This window comes from Coprococcus sp. AF99-45 (genome assembly GCF_027663865.1).
GTDB lineage: Bacteria > Bacillota > Clostridia > Lachnospirales > Lachnospiraceae > Allocoprococcus > Allocoprococcus comes.
Genome location: NZ_JAQDGZ010000019.1, coordinates 20,054 through 40,744 on the forward strand (window position 1 = coordinate 20,054; position 20,691 = coordinate 40,744).

A 20,691-nucleotide genomic window follows, 5' to 3' on the forward strand; every position below is an offset into this window, starting at 1 on the left:
TAAAAAAGACGCTTTTGGCGTCTTTTCTGTATAATAACATCCACTACTGTTCATCGGTGATCAGCCCGGCGATCAGTTCTGCTCCTGTCACAAGATCTTTGATTGTCGTATATTCATTTACCGAATGTGCCTGGTACATTCCATTTGACAGCACCAGTCCAGGAATCCCGTTCTTCGCAAAGCTGTTGTTATCACTTCCGCCAAATGTCTCTACAAGATTTCCTGCAAGTCCCAGCTCTTTGCTTACTCTTTCAAACCGTTTTACCGGCACACTGTCTTTTGCTGTCTCATAAGCGATCAGATGAACTTCGCAGGTAAGTTCTGATTCGGCTCCGTGTTTTTCAGCCACCTTTTTGAAGGTATTTCCCACTTCTTCTACACAACGAGTCGCTTTTTCATGAGAATAGCTCCGGATTTCTCCCTTTACAATACATTTTTCCGGAACAATGTTCGTTCCGCTCCCACCTTCGATCAATCCGATATTGCAGGTTGTCTCTTCATCCACATGTCCCTGACTGATCTGCGTGATTGCTTCGGATGCAATAGCGATCGCATGAATGCCGTGCTCCGGATCAAATCCGGCGTGGGATGCCTTCCCGGTTACTACCACCTGATAAGAAATCAGAGACGGTGCTTTATATGCCGCGCTTCCAACCGGTCCGCTGATATCCAGTACATAGGCTTCTTTTGCACGAACCTTTGAAAAATCAAATACGCTGCTGCCCTTGATATAAAGCTCTTCTGCAATTGTAAAAAAAATCTCGATATCCCGGTGTGGTACTCCCGCTTCTTTTACACTGCGGATTCCTTCCAGGATCTCCACAAGTCCTGCCACATCATCAGCTCCAAGAACTGCTTTTCCTGCGGAACGGATCACACCGTCTTCTCCGATGATCCCTTTCTTGCCTTTGGACGGCTCAACCGTATCCATATGGCCGGACAAAAGGACCGAATCTCCCGGAAGATCTCCCGGAAGATATGCATATAAGTTTCCGGCGTTTCCTCCGAAATGTTTTCCAGCATTGTCTTCCTCTACTTCAAAACCAAGTTCTTTTAATTTCACGATCAGCCGGTCTGCCATCTGACGCTCCCCAAAGCTTGGTGCATCGATCGCAGTCAGTTCCTGAAATTCATCGACTGCCCGCTGTTCATTTACCTTTATTTTACTCATTTCTGCCACTTCCTTATCTGCACGGTCATATTCCATCTGCCGGCTATCTGTCCGTTAATACACCTTCGGTCACAGATATCTTCCGCTTTATACACAATTCTATTTGATTTACTTTAATACAGCTTCCAGATCTGCGATCAGATCCTCTGCTCCCTCAATTCCAACAGATAATCTCAGAATCCTGTCTGTAATTCCGTTCCGGTCAAGCTCTTCTCTGGAAAGATCCGCATGCGTCTGGGTGATTGGATAAGTGATCAGAGTCTCAGTTCCTCCGAGGCTTTCCGCAAACTGGATCAGTTTTACATTTTCCAGGATGTGATATGCTCTCTCTTTGGAATCTACTTCAAAGGTCAGGATTGAACCAAATCCTCTTGCCTGCTTTTTCATCAGTTCGTAGCCCGGATGTGATTCAAGTCCCGGATAAAGCACCCTTGTCACATACTCCTGCTTCTCCAGAAAATGTGCAATCTTCAGTGCATTTTCCTGTGCCCTGTCCATACGGACTCCAAGCGTCTTGATCCCTCTGAGGATCAGCCAGCTGTCCATCGGTGCAAGGGTTGCTCCTGTCGTCTTGATGATAAAACGAAGCTGTTCCTGAATGTCCTCGCGGTTTGTTATCAGAAAACCTGCAAGTGTGTCATTATGTCCACCCAGATATTTTGTCCCGCTATGCACAACAATGTCAGCACCAAGCTTCAGCGGATTCTGGAAATATGGTGATAAAAAGGTATTGTCCACGATCAGAAGAAGTTCATGTTTTTTTGCTTTCTTTGAAAGTTCTTCCAGATCGGATACACGCATCATCGGATTGGTCGGTGTCTCTGCATAAATTGCTTTTGTGTTATCCTGAATATAATCCTCTACATCCACACTGCTTAAATCCACGCTGGTAAATGTCAGTCCATTTTTCACATTGATGCTGTGGAACAGACGGACGCTTCCTCCATAAAGATCCTCATCAATGATGATGTGATCGCCCGGTTTGAAAATCTCCATCAAAGCTGTGATTGCTGCCATTCCTGTCGAAAATGCCAGTGCATCAATCCCTTCTTCCAGCGATGCTACAATCTTCTCAAGATGTTCTCTCGTCGGATTCTGTAATCTGGAATAGTCATAACCACTTCCTCCGCCTACTCTGTCTCTTGCAAATGTTGCAGACTGATAGATTGGATAACTGATCGCCCCATATATTTCATCCTTATTATCGTCAGCCAGATGCTGACATCGTGTATCAATTCCGTACTTCATTCTTGTCTATCTCTCCTGTTTCTATAAATCAATGTTGCTATTTACTGTACAATATCTTTCTGCCAAAATCCAGTTTTCTTTTCATAAATTTACGCAAGTTCTTTCTCCGTCATCACACATTCAAACTCTCCGGAGCCGCTTACCTGTGAAAAATCTGCGGTATAGCCGAGCTTTTCATAGAATCCAAGTACCGCTTTTCTGGAATTGATATAGATTTTTGTCACACCTTTTTCGCGCATCCAGTTTTCCGCCTCAATGATCCCTGCCTGTCCGTAATGTCTTCCCCTATAGGATTCCAGTGTTGCCACGCGCTCAATTTTTCCGGTATGTTCATCCAGATAATGCAGCCTGCAGGTGGATACCGGATAAATTCCGTCCATCACCAGAATATATTCATCTTCCGGTGTGTCATCTGAAAATTCTCCCTCAAGCGGGATCTTAAATCCCAGGCACATTGCCTGTGTCCGCACATAGTGTACGCCGGCTCTCTGCCATTCTTCTGTCACTCTGACTGCTTTCATCATTCATTCCCCGCTTTCTTTATTTTCCGGATAATTTTTCTCTTCCGTGTGGTGTCAGCCATAAGGATTCATCCGGTCCATTTGGCACGATCGCAAACTCATTGGACGGGCAGCAATCGATATGATAATGCTTCTTGATCGCCGCAAAATTCGTTGTATCGCCAAATCCCGGTGTCTGATACAAATCTCTTGCATATGCCCACAGATTCGGATAATCGCGGAGAAGCTTTTTATTCAGACGAAATACCGGATAATATGCACAGTCAAATCGTACCAGTGTCACATAAAGACGCACATCCGATTCAGTCAGTCTGTCACCAAATAAGTATCTCTGGTTTGCAAGCCTTTCTTCCAACCAGTCCAGACGGTTAAATACCATATTGTAAGCACGGTCATAAGCCTTCTGTTTTCTTGCAAATCCGGCTTTATAGACACCGTTATTTACCTCACGGAAAATGATATCATTCAGCTTATCGATCTCTTCTCTTAAATCTTCCGGATAAAGATCCGGTGCTCCCTCTTTGTGATAAGGCTTCCATGCCGTCTCAAAGTAAAGTGTCAGATTGAAATAATCATTATTTACCACCTTACCGGATGGGATATCTACAAGTGCCGGTACGGTAAATCGTCCGGTATAATCCGGATTTGCTGCAAGATATGCCTCACTGATATAGTGAATTCCAAGAACCGGATCCACATCTCCCTCATCCAGTGTAAATGCCCAGTCACTTCTCGGCACATCCGGTCTCTTTGGATCTGCGGTTCCAAGACTGATCACATCCTCCAATCCCAGAAGTCTTCTTACAATCACACTACGGTGCGCCCACGGGCATACCGGCGCCCACAAAAGGCGATAACGTCCCGGCTCTACCGGAAGCTTTCCTTCTCCCTCACCAAACGGTGTCTCAAACTGATTCTTCTGGCGGTTGAAATTTCCTTCACTGTCTACTTCTTTATTTACCCATTCTGTCGATGTATTTTCTCTCATAATCCTTTCCCTTTCCTACGCTGTCTAATTCTGTTTTTCCTGCTCTTGTCTGATACTCATTGCTTTCGCTCCCTTCTTTTATCCTGTTGGAAAAAATCGACTGATCCCTCAGCCGATTTTGTTTTTTCTCTTAAATTGAATAATCCGGTTCTTCCATCCGGTTAATCTTTGTAAAGAACTCTTTGACACGTTCGTTCTTTGGATTTCCAAACACTTCTCTCGGCGTTCCGTCTTCCAGGATCTTTCCTCCGTCCAGGAAGATCACTCTGGTTGCAACGTTTCGTACAAAGCTCATCTCATGGGACACCAGAAGCATTGTATATCCTTCATTTGCCGCTTTTTTGATCGTATCCAGAACTTCTCCGACAAGCTCCGGATCCAGTGCAGATGTCGGCTCATCCAGAAGCAAAAGCTTTGGCTCCATCGCAAGTGCTCTTGCGATTGCCACCCTCTGCTGCTGACCACCTGACATATGTCTCGGATAATGGTTTGCGTGATCCAGAAGACCTACATTTTTAAGCTGCTCTCTCGCAATCCTTTCTGCTTCCTCTTTTTTCATCTTCTTTACCACGCTCAGCCCCTCCATTACATTCTGAAGTGCTGTCTTCTTTGAAAAAAGATTGAAATTCTGAAAAACCATGCCAGTCTTTTTCCGAAGTTCTGTCAGATCTTTGCCATGAATATGTGCAAGATCCTGTGTCTCACCGTCAATCGTTATGGTTCCGGTTTCCGGTTTTTCCAGTCTGTCCACACATCTTAAAAATGTGGATTTTCCTGTTCCAGAAGGTCCGATGATCGCTACGACATCTCCCTGATTGATGGTAAGGTCGATCCCATCAAGAACCTTATTATTTTTAAATGTTTTTGATATATTTTTGATTTCGATCATACCTTATTCCACCTCTGTATCTCTGATATCTAAAAGTGCCGGTGCATCTTCCGGTACCCGGAGCTTTTTCTCAAGATAGCTGATCACTCTCTCAAGTACGAAAGTAATTACCCAGTAAATAATTGCCAGTGAGATATACACTTCAAAGTAACGGTAATTTCTTCCCGCAAGAATCTTTCCTTCTGCGGTCATCTCCACTACGGAACAGACAAATGCAAGAGAAGTTCCTTTGATCAGTCCGATAAATGCATTTCCAAGGGATGGGAGTGCTACCACGATTGCCTCCGGAAGGATGATCCTTGTCAATGCCTGGAAATAATTCATTCCTAAAGCGCTTGCTGCCTCAACCTGTCCTTTATCTACTGATTCAAGGGAGGCACGGATGATCTCTGCGTTAAATGCAGATTCATTGAGTGCCAGAGCAACGAATGCATATACGATTGGTGCGACTCCATTGACATTGTAGTTGGTTCCACATTTAAAGTTGATATATTTCAGGAGCATCGGAATACCGAAATAGGTCACATATAACTGAACCAGGATCGGCGTTCCGCGGATAACCGAGATATAGATACTTACCAGCTGTTTCAGTACCGGTACCTTTTTAATCTTCACAAGTGCAAGGAGCAGTCCCAGGATGAGACTGGCGATCATTGCTGTGACAGCCAGTTCCATTGTGACCGGAAGATATTTTAAAAGTAGCGGTATCTGTGTAAATACCAGTTTTCCATCAAATAATTTACCCATTAGTTAATCGTCTCCTCGAACTTATCATCCTCCGGTGCAGTATCCTGACCATACCATTTTTTACTGATCTCAGTCAGGGTTCCGTCTTCCTTCAGCTCCTTCAGCGCTTTGTCTACCTGTTCTCTTAAATCTTTCTGATCCTGTGGGAAAATATAATATGCATAAGAGTTTTCTGCAATCATTTTTGCTTCATCTTCCGGAATATCATTTTTCTGCACATCATAGTTAAATTCTTCCATGTAAGAGTTGTACATTGCCAGATCGATGATCGTAAAATCCTGCGATCCGTCTGCTACATGCTGTAAAAATACAGATGTATCTGCATCCGAGTAAGTAATATTGATCGCTTTATCCGGATTCTTTTCATTCCATGCTTCTACTGCATTGGATACGCTGATTCCCGTACCACCTTCAAAAGAAAGTCCTGCTGCATCTTCAAATGATTTGATCGCTTTTCCACCTTTCTTTGTTACGAATACATAGCTGATCTTGTCATATGGATAAGAGTAAAGATAACTTGCTCCACGGTCTTCGTTGTAAGAGAAGTTGTTGACTCCGATCTGATAATTTCCACTGTTCAGTCCGGAAAGTACAGATCCAAAATCAGTCACTTCGTATTCCAGTTCATAATCCGGAAGTTTATCAAAAACTGCATTCAGTACATCCACATCGTATCCTGCCGGCTTGTCATCATCGCCTACATAGACATATGGTTTTGCGTTTGCTCCGGTTGCTGCTTTGATTACTGTCTTTCTACTGTCTGAAGAGCTGTCCTTTGAAGCGCTTCCTGAAGAAGATCCGCATCCTGTAGCCAGGACTCCTGCTGCCAGTGTAACTGCTAAAATGCTTGCCAACTTTTTCATAATATTTTTCCTCGTCTTTCGTCTGTTATTTTTCTGCTTTAAATTTGTGTGCCGGATCTTTACTGAGTGATTCTCTTCCTGTCGGTGTCTTCCAGATAGTATCCCAGTCTGTTTCCTGCACCACGATATCATAGTATGTATTTTCCCAATACTCTTCATCTGCTTCATTCAGATCGACAGATGCCGCAAAATCCTTAAAATATGTGTTATGTCTGAATGCCGGGATCTGATACAGATCTCTTGCATATCCCCACAGATTCGGGTAATCTACCAGACGGTGTTTGCAAGGTCCGATATTTCTTGAATAAGACACATCCAGTCTTGCGATGGTTGTATAAAGACGGATATCACTGTCTGTCACATAATCTCCGAATAAGAATCTCTTGTCTGCAAGTCTTTCCTCCATTGCATCAAGCCCTGCGAAAAATGTCTCATATCCATCGGCAAATGCCTGTAAGGATTCAGCGAACTGCGCTCGATAAACAGCGTTGTTTACATTTTCAAAGAGCCATTTGTTCAGCTTATCGATCTCCGGTCTTAATTCTTCCGGGTAAAGATCCGGCGCTCCCTTTTTGTGGAACGGCCTGAACGCTGTTTCCAGATGATTTGTAAGCCAGTGGTAATCATTATTTACCACTTTCTTTGTCTTATAATCTACAAATGCCGGAACGGTTGTACGTCCTGTGTATTCTTCATCCGCATTGTAGTAAAGCTCACTTAAGAACTGTGCGCCCGTTTCCGGATTGATATGATCCGGGGAATTTACAAATTCCCATCCAAGATTCTCTTCCCGGTCTGTCCAGTCTACGATCTCAACTTTCACTGCATCCTCAAGTCCGAGAAGCTCTCTTGCGATCGCTGCCCGATTGGACCAGTTGCATCCTTTTGCCCAGAAAAGAATATATCTGTCTTTTTCTACCGGATTTTTCCCTTCTCCAAAACCTTCCGTGAAGCGATTTGGCTGACGATGGAAATTTCCATATTCATCAATTTCCTGTGCAGTTTCTCTCGGTCTTACTCTGATCTGTCTTCCATTTACATCTACATATTCAAAATCTGCCATAATTCGTTCCTCCTACTGTTCTTCTGCCTTAAATTTATTGCCCGGATCGCTGCTTAAATGTGCACGGTTATGCGGTGCACCCCAGTATGCATCAAAATTGATCTCATCCAGAAATCTTGCATTGAAAGATTCAAAAAATAATGCGCCGACCTTCTTGTTGTTTGGATTTGCGAAATCCTTAAAGTAGGTGTTGTTTCTGAATGCCGGAATCTGATACAGGTCTCTTGCATATCCCCACAGATTCGGATAATCGATCAGGCGGTGTTTGGTATGTCCAAGCTGCCAGGTGTAACGAATATCCAGTCTCGCCAGCGTCACATACAGTCTCACATCACTGTCTGTCACATAATCTCCAAAGAGAAATCTCTGATTTTCCAGACGTTTTTCCAGAATATCCATTGCTGCATAAAAAGAATTATAGGCATCCCAGTAAGCTTCCTTTGATCTTGCAAAGGTTGCTTTATAAACTCCATTATTAATGTTATCAAAGAGCCAGTCATTCATCTCATCGATATCTTTTCTGAGTTCTTCCGGATAAAGATCCGGTGCTCCTTTTTTGTGGAACGGTTTAAAATCTACTTCAAAATAATTGGTAAGCCAGGTGTAATCGTTATTTACAACTTTTCCTGTCTTTGTATCGATCAGAGCCGGTACCGTTGTTCTTCCTGTGTAATCATCATCTGCTTTGTAATAAGCTTCACTTAAGAACTGGATTCCAAGGACCGGATCGATATGATCTTTGTCGTATACGAATTCCCATCCAAGATTCTTCTCATGCTTTGCATGATCAACCATATTGACACTGATTGCATCTTCCAGTCCAAGAAGTTCTCTTACGATCGAAGCTCTGTTAGACCAGTGGCAAAGCTTTGCCCATACCAGATGGTATCTGCCTTTTTCTACCGGATTTTTTCCTTCTCCAAATCCTTCTGTAAAATGATTTGGCTGGCGGACAAAATATCCATTCTCATCTATCTCCGATACAACTTCCTGCGGACGTACACGGATCTTTCTTCCATTTACTACTTCATAATCAAATTCTGCCATTATTTCTTCCTCCGTTCATATTTATCAGTACTGGTTATTTTGTATAACCTTTATTTCCTATCAATTTAGTTGGTATAATATCATCTATTACCTACTAAGTCAATAGGTTATTTTATTTTTTTGTTTTTTTCTTGAAACACATATAACCCTACGGTATAATAGGTAAAAAAGCACCAGGGTTCATAAACTCTCTGGTGCTGCTATTGTACATATAAAAAAATGGGGGAAACTAATTATGATTTCTACAAAAGGACGTTACGCACTCCGCGTGATGATTGATCTCGCCCAGCATAAGGACGAAGAATATGTTCCGCTTAACGAGATTGCAATCCGCCAGGAAATTTCCGAAAAATACCTGGAAATTGTCCTGAAAATTCTTGTAAAGAAGAAACTCTTAAAAGGACGCCGTGGCAAAGGGGGCGGATACCAGCTTACCAGGGAACCTTCTGAATACACTATCGGCGAGATTCTTGAACTTGCGGAAGGCAATCTTGCTACAGTCGCCTGCCTGGTTCCAGGTGCCGAGGTCTGCAGCCGTGAAGAGCAGTGCATTACGCTTCCTTTGTGGAAGAAATTTGATGGAATGGTACATGATTTCTTCTACGAGATTACATTGGAAGATGTGTTAAACGGAAATATTTAAGGAGATTTTTTATGAATACTTCGAATTTTGAATGGCCAGTTGATAAAAAGCCACTGTATTCCCTGCTTTCAATCCGCCTCCGCGGTCTGATTGACGGAATCCCTCACCAGATCTCAAATCTGGCAAATGCATCGGCCCTTCTCGGTGATGCGCTTCTGAACATCAACTGGGTTGGTTTTTATCTGATGAGAGAAGGCAGGCTCGTCCTTGGTCCTTTCCAGGGCAAACCTGCCTGTATTGAAATTGAAATCGGTAAAGGTGTCTGCGGAACCGCTGTGGCAAACGATCAGGTTATGCTGGTAAAGGATGTCCACCAGTTCCCGGGACATATCGCCTGCGACAGCGCCTCTAATTCCGAGATCGTAATTCCGCTTCATAAAGGAAATGAAATCGTTGGCGTTCTGGATATCGACAGCCCTGTTCTCGCCCGTTTTGATGAAGAAGATCAGGAAGGGCTGGAACACTTTGTCAGAATCCTGGAATCTATTTTTGACAGATAAGCTGTTCTTCCAGATAGCTTATAATCACCTCAGCTGCATATCCATGTGACTTTTCCCCCGGATGCCGGAGAGAACCCACTTTTTCCTCCGGCGTATCCGGGAGTTCTAAAAATCCATAAATCTTTTCATAGCGTGATGGCACATTATGATCCGGATTATTATCACATCCTGACAAAACTCCCCATCCTCTCTGCGAAACAGCCCGGAATTCTACTATTTTCCACACTTGACATTTTCCTTTTCTGCTTATACATTATTACATTAGCAAAACTATTTTTATTTGGAGAGATTAAGATGAATGAATTATTAAAAAAGATCCGCCTAAAAGATGCTTCCGCATTTACACATAGTGGAAAATTCCACGCAGATGATGTATTTTCCTCTGCATTGTTATTATATTTAAATCCGGAAATTACAATCCTTCGTGGTAATAAAGTACCCGAAGACTTTGACGGCATCATATTCGACATTGGGCGCGGCAGATATGACCATCACCAGAAAGACAGCCGCATCCGTGAAAATGGCATCCCTTACGCGGCATTCGGCCTTCTCTGGGAAGAACTTGGTACCGAAATCCTGGGGGAAGAGCTTGCTGCTAAGTTTGACGAAGCTTTTGTCCAGCCACTGGATAATAATGATAATACCGGTGAAAAAAATGAACTGGCTTCACTGATTGGAAGCTTCAATCCTTCCTGGGACGAAGATGGCGGAACCGATGAAGCCTTTTTCCGTGCAGTCAGTGTTGCCGGAATGATCCTTGACAATAAATTTGCCCGTTACCTTGGAAATGAACGTGCTGACAAGCGGATCGAAGAAATTCTCGAAACACAAAATCCTGAAGCTGATTCCCGTATTCTGGTCCTTCCTGAATTCATTCCATGCCAGAAACGTCTTTCCGAAACAGATATCGCTTTCGTTATTTTTCCATCCAACCGCGGTGGTTACTGTATCCAGCCTCAGAAAAAAGAATATTCCCTGAATTATAAATGCAGTTTTCCATCTGAATGGCTCGGTCTGGAAAATGAAGAACTCCAGAAAGAAACCGGTCTTTCGAGTGCTTCTTTCTGTCACAAGGGCGGCTTTTTGATGACTACAGCTACTTTAGAAGATGCACGAAAAGCATGTCAGATCAGTCTGGATACCTTTACTGACGAGATTACCCTTGTAAATCTCAGTTCCGACACTTCTACAAACACACTTTTAATGAAGCTGCCAGAACTCACGCATGTAAAAATTATCCACAAACCTCTGCCTGATCTCCCTGCTTTAGATATCAATGGAATTTATGCTGAGGTAGAAATGGAAAAAACAGAGTGGAAAAAATATATCAAAGATCTGGTAAAAGATCTGCTGAAAACGAAACCGGAAGCTGTCTATGTCGATGGAGATATGTTTTCTATTTACCCGGTCGTGCATCAGCTTCGCAAAAAGCATATCCCGGTTCTTACTTCTGTTACAAAAGACGGTGAAAAACTTATTATCCGTATCCCATCCGGTTCCTGATTTTTTATTATCAGGAATTTGATGATCTGAAAGTGTCAAAAAGAATGTGCCATAACACATTCTTTTTGACAAATGAGAGCTTAATTATCCCAGTATAATTTTCGCTTTTTATCATCCAGTCCATCCACAAACCTTCTTTTAAATACAAGGAATTCTTCCAGATCCATCAGGATATGGTACAACATCGCACGGCTCTCAAATTCCTCTCTGGTCTTTGGAAGTGAATTGTTCCTGATAATCGCAAAAAGTTCATGTAGTTCATCCAACTGAGCTGTCGGAACTGTATGTTCCTTCACACATACCAGCATATCAAACACATAACTCGAAATGATCATTGCCTCATCTGGCATATGTCTGATTTTCTTCATCTCATAATGTAAGTTATGGATCACGTTGCACTGCTTCATACGCATTTCAAAATAATCGATATAGTATCCCGGATGTGAGTGAAACGTATTATCCTGATATTCATAGGCATCCTGGATAAAGCCCTGAACCTCTTTTTCCAACGCACAGATATCATCCCATACATTTCTCTGCATTTCCTTATTCGCCAGATATGCCGAGATCTCTCCAAGTATCATCTGCAGACGTTCTTCCGTATATCGCATATTTTCGACCAACGCCTTGCGCTGACTTCCATAATCATAAAACAAGTTCAGGACCAGTGCCATCGTAATTCCGATCAATACCAGCATAAATTCATTTGCAATAAAATCAACTTCAAAATCTCTGACTTCCAGAAAATGCATTCCGATCAGTGCATTTACAGAAATCGTCGCTCCCCATCCGATCATCTCTGCGATAATAACCACAAAAAAAACATAAATACCATATGCCATCCATTCTGATTCTACTGCCGAGAATATAATAAGCGCCATAAGTACTGAAATTATAAATGTTACAACCCTCGCTAGCGATAATTTAACAGTTTTCCACTTTGTAGTCACCATCGTAAGAAGTGCAACACTCCCTGCCGCCAGTGAATACTTCAGTCCAAACAGATTGGCTATGTAAATCGCCAGACTGCTTCCTATCGCAATTTTTAGTGCCTGCATCCCAATCTTTTTACTTTTCATTGTTCCTCCTGAAATCTCATGCGTATATCCCCACAAATTCTGTACACTGCTGCATCATCCAGATCTTCCTGTTGTTTTTGCTGTTGCTTTCCATGCATGACAAGTATTTTTTCAATAAGCTCTGGATTATCTTCGCCCTCAACCATACCATCAAAAATCATGAGTACTTTTTCGTTTTTCACATCATAATAGTATTGTATATCATTAGCTGTGTTCCTTTTTTCGTCTGCCACTTTGATGCATACACAGTCATATATAATGCATTCGGAACCGACTGATCATAGCTGAACCATACACATCCATGTCACGCTCATATTGCAAATATCCAAAACAACCCCTGTAATCATTATTATACCGATTATCAGACTAATAAACCACCTTTTTTTATCTTTACTCTCCTATAATGGTCTCATAAATTTAGACACTTTTTCGGACAGATTATAATGAATCTGATATACTAAAATCAGTATGGAAGAAAGAATTTTTGAATAATGCAGCCGTTGTATTCGACGATAAGCGTGAAGAAAATCTCAAAGAAAAACTCGCCGAAGAACGAAAAGAAAAAGCTACATATACTCTGTATTGGGAGAGACAAAATCGGACATGATTTTAGAAATTATTTTTTGAAGTGCAAAAAAACATAAAAAAAGATGCCAGGATTTCTCCTGACACCATAGTGACTGAACCAATATTCATGAGCTTTCATTTTATCATCTCCCCTTGTTTATTTAAATATGCAACTTTTGATGAAATATACAAACTTGAAGTTAGCGATTTCTTTTTCCGGTATTCTCTGTCCCACGGATTTCCTCATGATAGAAATAATCTACGATCACCGGATGCCCCTGCGGGACTCTGCCATAAGGCATTTCATTATCCACAAAGGCACAATCATACTTCTTAGCCATTTTCTCAGCTTTTACTTCAAGTGCTTCAAAGTAGCTGCGGTTATGCTTGTTATAGATCTCGTCGTAAAGTGGTACAAGATCAGGATATTTTCCGGCGATATAATCCATAATTGTCCTTTTGAAACCGCCTCGAAGATTGAGATTTTCGAGCCAGAACAGATCGCACTGATCCTTTACTCGCTCAAAGATTGTTTCAAAATCCGTGATACCGGGGAATACCGGGGATACGAAACAGACTGTACGGATACCTGCTTTATATACCTGCTTCATAGCAGCGATACGGCGCTCAATGCTCGAAGCAGAGTCCATATCATTCTTGAAATTTTCATCTAATGTGTTGATCGACCATGAAACGGTTACACGTCCAAGCTTCTTCAGCAGATCAATATCCCGTACCACAAGATCCGACTTTGTGCAGATCAGAATATCTGCGTCACTGCCGATCAGCTGCTCCAGAAGTTTTCTGGTATTCCCGAATTGCTCCTCCTGTGGATTGTAGCCATCTGTCACAGAACCGATGACCACCCGCTGTCCGGCATATTTCTTCGGATTTTTAATTTCCGGCCAATGCTTCACATCAAGGAAAGTGCCCCATTCCTCCTTGTGCCCGGTAAAGCGCTTCATAAAAGAAGCATAGCAATACTTGCAGGCATGTGTACAGCCCACATAGGGATTGACCGAGTAACCGCCTACCGGCAGACTAGACTTAGTCATGATGTTCTTTGTTTCCACCTCACGAATGAGGATTCCATTTATTACTTCTGCCATGATTTCTGTACCTCTAACACTTTATTAAGATCTTTGCAAATACCGCGTCTCTCCATTCCGGCTTCCATCCGGAGAGATCGCTCATGCCGGTAAGAAGAAAGTTCTGCGGACGTTTCTTTTCCATCATCTTGAGCTTACCCGGAAAGAATTCAGGGTCAGCGAAGTCATCAATCATATGCCAGCGTTTCACGTTGTTGCGGGCATAGCAATATGCACACCCCACTGTGCAGCCAATGACAATATTCATGTTCTGAATCTGATCTTTGATACAAATACTCATGACTTCTGCCACTCCTCAAGATTCTTTCTGATGCGGTCGAGGCATTCCTCAAACCGGGTAATTTCTTCCTCTGAAAAACCTTTGTAGTAAATACTGCCCATCTCATCAGATACAGAATCGTACTCGCCCTTTAAGGCATGTGCTTTCTCAGTCAGAAACAGGAGTGTTTTCCTTCTGTCCGTTTCAGACTGAACACGGCTTATCAGCCCTTGATTTTCCATTCTTTCCAGCATCGTAGTAAGAGATGTTATCGCTAATCCGCATTTAGTCGAGAGTGACCTGATTGAGATACCATCCTCCTGCCACAGCACATAAAGAATACGCCCCTGGGCTCCATTAAACGCATCAATATTCTTTTCACTGAGAATCTTCTCGAAAATCCGGTCTCCAAGCTGTTTTATTTTGGTGACAAGAAATCCTCCATTCATTTCCATACAAAAGCTCCTATATAGTAGTTTATTAAAAACATACTATATAGGAGCTTTATTGTCAACAGTTTATATGTCCTAATAGGTAAATTCCGTTTTTTTCAATTCTCCAAACTGGAAATTGTCAATTTCTTTATTATCTAATCTGTTAGTAATCTATCCAACAGCATCTGCCTGTTGTTTATAAACATTTCTGTTACCTGGTAGCTCTCTGTATCCTCATATTCGCACAGATGTATGCGTCCATTATCAAAACAATAGATATCTGCATCTGGTATTCCTAACAAAATCGGCGAATGCGTAACTATAATAAACTGTGCTCCCTCTTTTGCACAACTATATATTTGCATCAACAATGTAAGCTGTCTCTGTGGGGATAATGCAGCTTCCGGCTCATCAAAAAGATACAAGCCATTTGGATGCAGATTGTTCTGTGCCAATGCGAGAAAACTCTCTCCATGTGATTTTTCATGATATTTGGCAGAAGGATGTGCGAGATCTGCATATTCTTCTTCCTTCGTTGCAACATTATAAAAACTTTCAGCCCTAAGAAAATAACCCCACTTTTCCTTCCGATAACCTTTAGAAATTCTTATCGCATCACACAGCTCTGAATGTGTATCATGCGTAGAAAAAACATAATTCTTTGTTCCACCTTCAGGATTAAAACCATGTGCTACGGCAAGTGCCTCCAATAAAGTTGATTTACCACTGCCATTTTCTCCGACAAAAAAGGTGATTGCTTTGTTGAAATCAAGTTTTTGAATCCCCTTAAAAGCCTTAATTCTCTTTAAATAACTATCGTTATCAATTCTATTCCAATCGAATATTACCCCTTGTAAGAATTGATCATTCATCTAATCACCTTCCTGTAAAAGACACTTTCTAATCCACCAATCCTTCGTTCTAAAGAACTCGGTCAACTGGAATCTCAGGATGCGTATAATATGCGAAAAAAACTTAACTCCATCTTAAATATAGTGCTGAGTTTCACTGCCATTCTTTAACACCATTTTCACCACACCAAGCAATGCTGCAAACAAAACACCAGCAACCGGCCATACAATCCATGTAATATCCCAGCTCATCGTCCAGAAGCTCCATGCAAGGTAAATCGCTGTAGTCAAGCACCAATATACACCAGAAAACGTGTCAGTCTTTTTCTTAAACAGTTTTTCTTCTTTTGTATATTCGCCTTCCTGAAGAAGGGTATCGTAACTGCTTTTTACCATCCCAACACGAACCAACAGATTCACTCCTATTGCAAGTATGAATAGCAGCAATCCAACGGAAAGGCCGCAACAATAGTCAGACGTTCCCATGGCTCCGGCAATAATTGTCGGAATTACTGCCAGTATACAAAGCACTACCCCAACAGCTGTTCCTCTGATAAAAATCGGTTCATAGGAATCTTTTTTTTCTCGTACTATTCCAGATACACCATACTCTGTTTCAAAGCATTCTTTTTCAAAATGTTCCATATGTGATTCTCGCATTCCATATGTAATAAACAAAAAGACGGCTGCCGCAACCATTCCAAGCAAAAAAACACATCCAAATACTGTTGCCAGAGATTCCGAAACATGAAATACGCCATCTTCTGCCATTGTCACAAGAACAATCAATAATATTGGACTTGAGATACACATACTTGTTGCGTTTGCCACTACTTTGGATCCATTTCTTTTCATGTCAAGAAATTCATTTGCATTCTCCATAGTTACTTTTTTCAACGGTTCTGCATAGCTTTCAGTACTTTCGTGATAGGTGATATTTTCTGCTTTCATTTCATCTTTTAATAGGTAATCTGTACTAACACAAAATAGCTCCGACATCTGTAAAATTCTTTGCAAATCTGGAACAGCTCCTGCACTTTCCCACTTAGATACTGCCTGTCTGGATACGCCCAACTGATTGGCTAGTTCTTCCTGTGACCATCCATTCTTTTTTCTTTCCTCTGTAATCTTATCAGCTAAAATCATTTTTTTCTCCTTTTGCAGATTTTATGAGCTCAATATAACAGTTTTGCTGTTTGCATTCCACCATTTCAGGCTGTAAATCTGTCAACCAGCAGTTGCAAATCACAAAAGAACTCTATGAATTCCGATTTTCCAACAATACAAGCAGGAAATCATTTATCATCTGTATTGTTTTCCTTTTTCTTATGAGTCGCACCCAAGCCAAGAAATGAAGAACCAAGACTTAACCATATTATAGCCATAGTATTTTCATTTCCAGTCGTTAAGCCAATAGCTGAGGCTATCAAAAACAGAGCTGATACAACATAAAATAAGATTGATTTGTTTATTCCTTTTTTCATAAATAAGCATCTCCTCCAAATTCCGATTGAGATTTCACCTGTTTTAAGAAATTTAATAACTGTTATATTTTGTTATTAAATTCTCCGCAAACCATTGAAAACACTGGATTTGTCGCAGGTGAGCTTTCCCTTATTGTTTCCCTTGTGTTATATCGTCCCACCAGTGTTTACGAACTCTGATAAGGGCAAATACAAGGGCAAGAAAAATCTATAAAACAGTATAACACAAAATAAAAGTGACATGGTGAACTGATTGAAATGCTTCTAATTTTTGTAACTGATAACTGATTGTATTCTGCAAATATTGTTCTCATCGTATCCCATCTCCTTATCATTTAATCAATCATTAGTATATGGTCAGAGAATGAAGAAAAACCGGAATTCACGAACAGGATTCCGGTTTTTAGCTGCCATAGGATGCAAGATAAGCTGTCACTGGCAGGTTCTTTGTGTGAATCCTCTATTTCGGACAGGAGATAATTTGACAGGAAATTTCAAAGAAGAGTATAATACATATTAAGACATTTTGAATCGGCATGTGTCCGGAAGAAGCTGTCACTGGCAGGTTCTCTGTATTATAAGCAGGTTCGAAATAGACGCTATGGGGGAAAATAATTTGGAAAAAAAACTGACAATAAATGATATAGCCCAGATGTCCGGTGTGGCAAAAAGTACTGTATCAAGATATCTGAACGGGGGAAGCGTCAAAGATGCAACGGCCCAGAAGATAAAAAAAATCATCGAAGAAAATAATTATGAGCCGAATCTGTTTGCAAGGCTGAATGCAAAAGAGAGCCGGATCATAGGACTTACGGTACCTGGATTTAACTCGGTAACAACACCGAGACTTGTAGAAGTAATCGTTGCCTATCTTAAGAAAAATGATTATACACCTCTTATCATGCATACGGAAAATGATATCGAAGAAGAAATACGCTGTATCGAACGGCTGAAGAATATGAATGTAGATGGAATTATGGTTCTTGCGACGGGAAGCACAAAAGAATACGAAGAAGCAGTAAAGAAGTTAAAAATTCCAATCCTGTTTCTTGGACAACGCTTCCCGGGAGAGAATTCTGTCATTAATGATGATTACAATGCAGGATATGCGGTGGGTAATTATATCGGACAACGTAAGTTCAAGGAGATTTATATGCTCTGGGTACCTGAAGATGACCCGGCAGTAGGAGGAGAACGACGCCATGGAGTGATCGATGGACTTATGTCCTGTGAGAAAAAGCCAAAAGAAGTCATAGAGACAACGTTCTTTTATGAAAATGCAATTGAAAATGTACAGAAATTTGTAGATCATATGAAGACACCGGCGGCAGTCGTATGCGCAACAGACCGTATCGCATTTGGCGTGTACAAAGTAATGTCAGAGAAAGGTATACGGATACCGGAAGAAGTATCCGTGGTAGGATTTGGCGATTACGAAGCAGGAGAACTGTTACAGCCGCCACTTACGACGGTAAAATTTGACTGGAAGAACTGGGGGGAGATCAGTGCTGAGTCGATGATCCAGATGATTTTAGGAAAGCCGGTAAGCCCGCTTCAGGTCAACCCGTATGAAATTATAGAAAGAAAAAGTGTAAAAGAGAACTGAGAATCAGGCGGATCTGTCAATTTGACAGACCCGCTTTTGTGCAATATAGACAAATTTAGATATCAATTTTTGGAACCGTTTCCAAAAATGAAATTGCAGTGACATTTTGTGTTGACATACAAAAGCTGATGTATATAATAAAAACATAGGAATGGAACCGGTTCCAAAGCAAAACAATACAAGGAGAAGAGAAATGGGAAAGAACAATGAGTATCTGGAAATATCAAAACAGATCGTAGCCAATATTGGTGGAATGGATAATATCCAGGGAACAGCACACTGTGCAACCAGACTCAGGATCGTATTGAAAGATAATGATCTTGCAGATATTGAAAAACTGGAAGATATCGACAAAGTAAAAGGTGCGTTCATAGCAGGTAATCAGTTACAGCTGATCCTGGGAGCTGGAACAGTGAATGATGTATATGAGGTATTTGCCGAGTATACGAATACACAGAATATGTCACTGGGAGATCTGAAGGAAGAAAGTGCGAAGAGGCAGAATCCACTTCAGGCAGTGATCAAAGCGTTATCTGATGTATTTATCGGAATCATGCCGGCACTTCTTGCAGCAGCCCTTCTGATGGGAATTACAAGCGTCCTTGGCGGACTTGAAGTAGTAAAGACACATGATACCTTATATGCGATCAACCGGCTGGTAAGTCTTGCGTCTACAGGTATCTTTGCAATCCTTCCAATGGCAGTATGCTATTCAGCCGTAAAAAGATTTGGCGGGAATCCGGTTCTTGGTATGGTAATCGGAGCAATCATGTTAGACAGTTCTCTTGCCAATGCTTACCAGGCTGCACAGGGAACCGTTGATATAGAAGTTATCCGTCTGTTCGGACTGAAGATTGAGATGGTAGGATTCCAGGGAGGAATCATCATCGCGCTTATGATGGGATTTGTAGTTGCAAAACTGGATAAATTCTTCAATAAGGTAATTCCGGATGTAATCAAGCTTCTGGTTGCACCAATGCTGACAGTATTTATCTCTACGGTATTACTTTTTACACTTGTAGGTCCGGCAGGACGAATTCTTTCTAATGGAATCACAGACGGACTGATGTGGAGTACAGAACATCTGGGAGCATTCGGGTATGCGTTATTTGCCGGAGTTCAGCAGATCGTAGTTATCACAGGTCTTCATCACATTATCGGTGCGGTAGAAGCACAGCTTATTGCATCGACAGGAACAAACTTTTTAAATCCACTGATGTCTGTAGCTTTATTTGGACAAAGTGGTGCGGTACTTGGTTATCTTTCCCTGAACTGGAAGAACTTAAAAGCCAGAGAGCTTTGTATTCCAAGTTTCTGCTCGACATTATTTGGTATCAGTGAACCGGCAATCTTCGGAGTAAACTTACGTTACAAGTTTCCACTGATCGGTGGATGTATCGGTGGTGCAGTTGCAGGTGCATATGTATACTATTCAAAGCTTACTGCTCTTGGATTCGGTACAACTGCACTTCCTGGAATGGCAATTGCTAATCCGGCACATCACGGGTACATTAACTACATCATTGCACATGCAATCGCGATTACGATTGGATTTGTATGTACAGTCATCTTTGGAAAAATGTGGTCAGCACCGGATAAGAATAAAAATGACAAAAAGAACGATACAAAAGAAAATGATACAACAAAGGCAGTTATTACAGAAGAGCCTGGTGCAGTCTATGCAGCAGCAGAGGGAACAGTAAAAGATATCGAAGCATCGACAGATCCGACATTTGCAAACAAGGTACTTGGAGACGGTGTCGTTATCTTTCCGGAAGACGGAACCGTTATGGCACCATGTAAGGCAACCGTATCACTCGTATATCCAACCGGACATGCAATCGGACTTACAACTGCAGATGGAGCAGAGATCCTGATTCACTGCGGGGTAGATACCGTCAATATGAACGGTGAAGGATTTGAGACACTTGTAAAAGAAGGACAGGAAGTAACAGCAGAAGAAGCACTTATCAGATTTGACATCGACCTGGTGAAGAAGCATGGATACTCTCCGGAGATTCTTGTTATCTTCACAGAGCTTCCGGAAGGAAAGACCATCAAAACAGAAGAAAAACATATTGCAAAAAATGATAAGATGGCTGAAATCGTGTAAGGATAA

At 41.6% G+C, this 20,691-nt stretch carries 22 protein-coding genes and 1 pseudogene; 5 read left to right on the forward strand and 18 right to left on the reverse strand.

Translation table 11 applies throughout. The features are described from left to right. Nucleotides 1-43 precede the first annotated feature (43 nt). From PGR14_RS12310 to PGR14_RS12350, 9 genes are all read right to left on the reverse strand, one after another. Nucleotides 44-1,171 (reverse strand): M20/M25/M40 family metallo-hydrolase, encoded by a 1,128-nt coding sequence (locus PGR14_RS12310; protein ID WP_055249381.1) that lies wholly within the window; start codon nt 1,169-1,171, stop codon nt 44-46. Nucleotides 1,172-1,279: 108 nt separating this feature from the next. Continuing rightward, a complete protein-coding gene (locus tag PGR14_RS12315) occupies nt 1,280-2,419 on the reverse strand; it encodes a trans-sulfuration enzyme family protein (RefSeq protein WP_055249383.1) in 1,140 nt (379 codons plus the stop codon). Between the two features lie 89 nt (nt 2,420-2,508). Further along, entirely contained in the window at nt 2,509-2,943 is a 435-nt protein-coding gene (locus tag PGR14_RS12320; protein WP_270223487.1) for a GNAT family N-acetyltransferase, read from the reverse strand. 16 nt (nt 2,944-2,959) lie between these two features. Then, on the reverse strand, nt 2,960-3,928 hold the full coding sequence (locus tag PGR14_RS12325) for a glutathione S-transferase family protein (RefSeq protein WP_270223488.1): 969 nt from the start codon (nt 3,926-3,928) through the stop codon (nt 2,960-2,962). A 130-nt stretch (nt 3,929-4,058) separates the two neighbouring features. Then, entirely contained in the window at nt 4,059-4,817 is a 759-nt protein-coding gene (locus tag PGR14_RS12330; RefSeq protein WP_055297667.1) for an amino acid ABC transporter ATP-binding protein, read from the reverse strand. Between the two features lie 3 nt (nt 4,818-4,820). Beyond that, nucleotides 4,821-5,564, reverse strand: a complete 744-nt coding sequence (locus PGR14_RS12335) for an amino acid ABC transporter permease (RefSeq protein WP_055297668.1) — start codon at nt 5,562-5,564, stop codon at nt 4,821-4,823. Next, on the reverse strand, nt 5,564-6,427 hold the full coding sequence (locus tag PGR14_RS12340; RefSeq protein ID WP_195435072.1) for a transporter substrate-binding domain-containing protein: 864 nt from the start codon (nt 6,425-6,427) through the stop codon (nt 5,564-5,566). The genes PGR14_RS12335 and PGR14_RS12340 overlap by 1 nt, the downstream gene beginning before the upstream one ends. 25 nt (nt 6,428-6,452) lie before the next feature. Next, on the reverse strand, nt 6,453-7,490 hold the full coding sequence (locus tag PGR14_RS12345) for a glutathione S-transferase C-terminal domain-containing protein (protein WP_008369934.1): 1,038 nt from the start codon (nt 7,488-7,490) through the stop codon (nt 6,453-6,455). A gap of 12 nt (nt 7,491-7,502) precedes the next feature. Then, nucleotides 7,503-8,537: a glutathione S-transferase C-terminal domain-containing protein gene (locus PGR14_RS12350; RefSeq protein ID WP_270223489.1), complete on the reverse strand. Its 1,035-nt coding sequence runs from the start codon at nt 8,535-8,537 to the stop codon at nt 7,503-7,505. Between the two features lie 235 nt (nt 8,538-8,772). On the opposite strand from PGR14_RS12350, the gene PGR14_RS12355 reads away from it, so the two are divergent. Further along, nucleotides 8,773-9,180, forward strand: coding sequence for an RrF2 family transcriptional regulator (locus tag PGR14_RS12355; RefSeq protein WP_055158591.1), 408 nt, complete (start codon nt 8,773-8,775; stop codon nt 9,178-9,180). Between the two features lie 11 nt (nt 9,181-9,191). Then, a complete protein-coding gene (locus PGR14_RS12360; protein WP_055158593.1) occupies nt 9,192-9,680 on the forward strand; it encodes a GAF domain-containing protein in 489 nt (162 codons plus the stop codon). Here the strand turns inward: PGR14_RS12360 and PGR14_RS12365 are convergent. Next, on the reverse strand, nt 9,664-9,906 hold the full coding sequence (locus tag PGR14_RS12365) for a hypothetical protein (RefSeq protein ID WP_227120775.1): 243 nt from the start codon (nt 9,904-9,906) through the stop codon (nt 9,664-9,666). The genes PGR14_RS12360 and PGR14_RS12365 overlap by 17 nt on opposite strands. Nucleotides 9,907-9,974: 68 nt before the next feature. Between PGR14_RS12365 and PGR14_RS12370 the strand changes: the two genes are divergently transcribed. Beyond that, nucleotides 9,975-11,183 carry an MYG1 family protein gene (locus tag PGR14_RS12370; RefSeq protein ID WP_270223492.1) on the forward strand — a complete coding sequence of 403 codons (1,209 nt, stop codon included), beginning with the start codon at nt 9,975-9,977 and terminating at the stop codon, nt 11,181-11,183. A gap of 80 nt (nt 11,184-11,263) precedes the next feature. Here PGR14_RS12370 and PGR14_RS12375 read toward each other — a convergent pair whose 3' ends face one another. The 8 genes and pseudogenes from PGR14_RS12375 to PGR14_RS12410 all read right to left on the reverse strand — a co-directional run bounded on the left by PGR14_RS12375 (nt 11,264) and on the right by PGR14_RS12410 (nt 16,966). Continuing rightward, the gene (locus PGR14_RS12375; protein WP_173690253.1) at nt 11,264-12,262 is read right to left on the reverse strand and encodes an aromatic acid exporter family protein; all 999 of its coding nucleotides are present in this window, start codon (nt 12,260-12,262) and stop codon (nt 11,264-11,266) included. Then, a complete protein-coding gene (locus PGR14_RS12380; RefSeq protein ID WP_173690254.1) occupies nt 12,259-12,495 on the reverse strand; it encodes a hypothetical protein in 237 nt (78 codons plus the stop codon). The genes PGR14_RS12375 and PGR14_RS12380 overlap by 4 nt, the downstream gene beginning before the upstream one ends. 534 nt (nt 12,496-13,029) lie before the next feature. Next, the gene (locus PGR14_RS12385) at nt 13,030-13,938 is read right to left on the reverse strand and encodes a radical SAM mobile pair protein B (RefSeq protein ID WP_270223494.1); all 909 of its coding nucleotides are present in this window, start codon (nt 13,936-13,938) and stop codon (nt 13,030-13,032) included. A gap of 28 nt (nt 13,939-13,966) precedes the next feature. Then, a pseudogene (locus PGR14_RS12390) lies at nt 13,967-14,218 on the reverse strand (radical SAM mobile pair protein A); the annotation flags it as partial. After that, nucleotides 14,215-14,652 (reverse strand): radical SAM mobile pair system MarR family transcriptional regulator, encoded by a 438-nt coding sequence (locus PGR14_RS12395; protein ID WP_270223495.1) that lies wholly within the window; start codon nt 14,650-14,652, stop codon nt 14,215-14,217. The pseudogene PGR14_RS12390 and the gene PGR14_RS12395, both read right to left, overlap by 4 nt. Before the next feature lie 134 nt (nt 14,653-14,786). Continuing rightward, the gene (locus PGR14_RS12400; RefSeq protein ID WP_055262101.1) at nt 14,787-15,503 is read right to left on the reverse strand and encodes an AAA family ATPase; all 717 of its coding nucleotides are present in this window, start codon (nt 15,501-15,503) and stop codon (nt 14,787-14,789) included. Nucleotides 15,504-15,617: 114 nt separating this feature from the next. Then, nucleotides 15,618-16,628, reverse strand: coding sequence for a helix-turn-helix domain-containing protein (locus PGR14_RS12405; protein ID WP_055262103.1), 1,011 nt, complete (start codon nt 16,626-16,628; stop codon nt 15,618-15,620). Between the two features lie 149 nt (nt 16,629-16,777). Continuing rightward, a complete protein-coding gene (locus tag PGR14_RS12410) occupies nt 16,778-16,966 on the reverse strand; it encodes a hypothetical protein (RefSeq protein ID WP_270223496.1) in 189 nt (62 codons plus the stop codon). A gap of 616 nt (nt 16,967-17,582) precedes the next feature. Between PGR14_RS12410 and PGR14_RS12415 the strand changes: the two genes are divergently transcribed. Next, on the forward strand, nt 17,583-18,572 hold the full coding sequence (locus PGR14_RS12415) for a LacI family DNA-binding transcriptional regulator (RefSeq protein WP_028087351.1): 990 nt from the start codon (nt 17,583-17,585) through the stop codon (nt 18,570-18,572). Nucleotides 18,573-18,765: 193 nt separating this feature from the next. After that, the gene (locus PGR14_RS12420) at nt 18,766-20,685 is read left to right on the forward strand and encodes a PTS beta-glucoside transporter subunit IIBCA (protein WP_028087350.1); all 1,920 of its coding nucleotides are present in this window, start codon (nt 18,766-18,768) and stop codon (nt 20,683-20,685) included. Nucleotides 20,686-20,691: the final 6 nt, after the last annotated feature.

Bases quoted from the DNA above. Each gene is read 5' to 3' on its own strand.
- PGR14_RS12395 (WP_270223495.1), bottom strand. From the start codon at position 14,652: ATGGAAATGAATGGAGGATTTCTTGTCACCAAAATAAAACAGCTTGGA.
- PGR14_RS12375 (WP_173690253.1), bottom strand. From the start codon at position 12,262: ATGAAAAGTAAAAAGATTGGGATGCAGGCACTAAAAATTGCGATAGGA.
- PGR14_RS12410 (WP_270223496.1), bottom strand. From the start codon at position 16,966: ATGAAAAAAGGAATAAACAAATCAATCTTATTTTATGTTGTATCAGCT.
- PGR14_RS12310 (WP_055249381.1), bottom strand. From the start codon at position 1,171: ATGAGTAAAATAAAGGTAAATGAACAGCGGGCAGTCGATGAATTTCAG.
- PGR14_RS12385 (WP_270223494.1), bottom strand. From the start codon at position 13,938: ATGGCAGAAGTAATAAATGGAATCCTCATTCGTGAGGTGGAAACAAAG.
- PGR14_RS12405 (WP_055262103.1), bottom strand. From the start codon at position 16,628: ATGATTTTAGCTGATAAGATTACAGAGGAAAGAAAAAAGAATGGATGG.
- PGR14_RS12400 (WP_055262101.1), bottom strand. From the start codon at position 15,503: ATGAATGATCAATTCTTACAAGGGGTAATATTCGATTGGAATAGAATT.
- PGR14_RS12330 (WP_055297667.1), bottom strand. From the start codon at position 4,817: ATGATCGAAATCAAAAATATATCAAAAACATTTAAAAATAATAAGGTT.
- PGR14_RS12420 (WP_028087350.1), top strand. From the start codon at position 18,766: ATGGGAAAGAACAATGAGTATCTGGAAATATCAAAACAGATCGTAGCC.
- PGR14_RS12315 (WP_055249383.1), bottom strand. From the start codon at position 2,419: ATGAAGTACGGAATTGATACACGATGTCAGCATCTGGCTGACGATAAT.
- PGR14_RS12370 (WP_270223492.1), top strand. From the start codon at position 9,975: ATGAATGAATTATTAAAAAAGATCCGCCTAAAAGATGCTTCCGCATTT.
- PGR14_RS12355 (WP_055158591.1), top strand. From the start codon at position 8,773: ATGATTTCTACAAAAGGACGTTACGCACTCCGCGTGATGATTGATCTC.
- PGR14_RS12325 (WP_270223488.1), bottom strand. From the start codon at position 3,928: ATGAGAGAAAATACATCGACAGAATGGGTAAATAAAGAAGTAGACAGT.
- PGR14_RS12335 (WP_055297668.1), bottom strand. From the start codon at position 5,564: ATGGGTAAATTATTTGATGGAAAACTGGTATTTACACAGATACCGCTA.
- PGR14_RS12340 (WP_195435072.1), bottom strand. From the start codon at position 6,427: ATGAAAAAGTTGGCAAGCATTTTAGCAGTTACACTGGCAGCAGGAGTC.
- PGR14_RS12345 (WP_008369934.1), bottom strand. From the start codon at position 7,490: ATGGCAGATTTTGAATATGTAGATGTAAATGGAAGACAGATCAGAGTA.
- PGR14_RS12350 (WP_270223489.1), bottom strand. From the start codon at position 8,537: ATGGCAGAATTTGATTATGAAGTAGTAAATGGAAGAAAGATCCGTGTA.
- PGR14_RS12320 (WP_270223487.1), bottom strand. From the start codon at position 2,943: ATGATGAAAGCAGTCAGAGTGACAGAAGAATGGCAGAGAGCCGGCGTA.
- PGR14_RS12360 (WP_055158593.1), top strand. From the start codon at position 9,192: ATGAATACTTCGAATTTTGAATGGCCAGTTGATAAAAAGCCACTGTAT.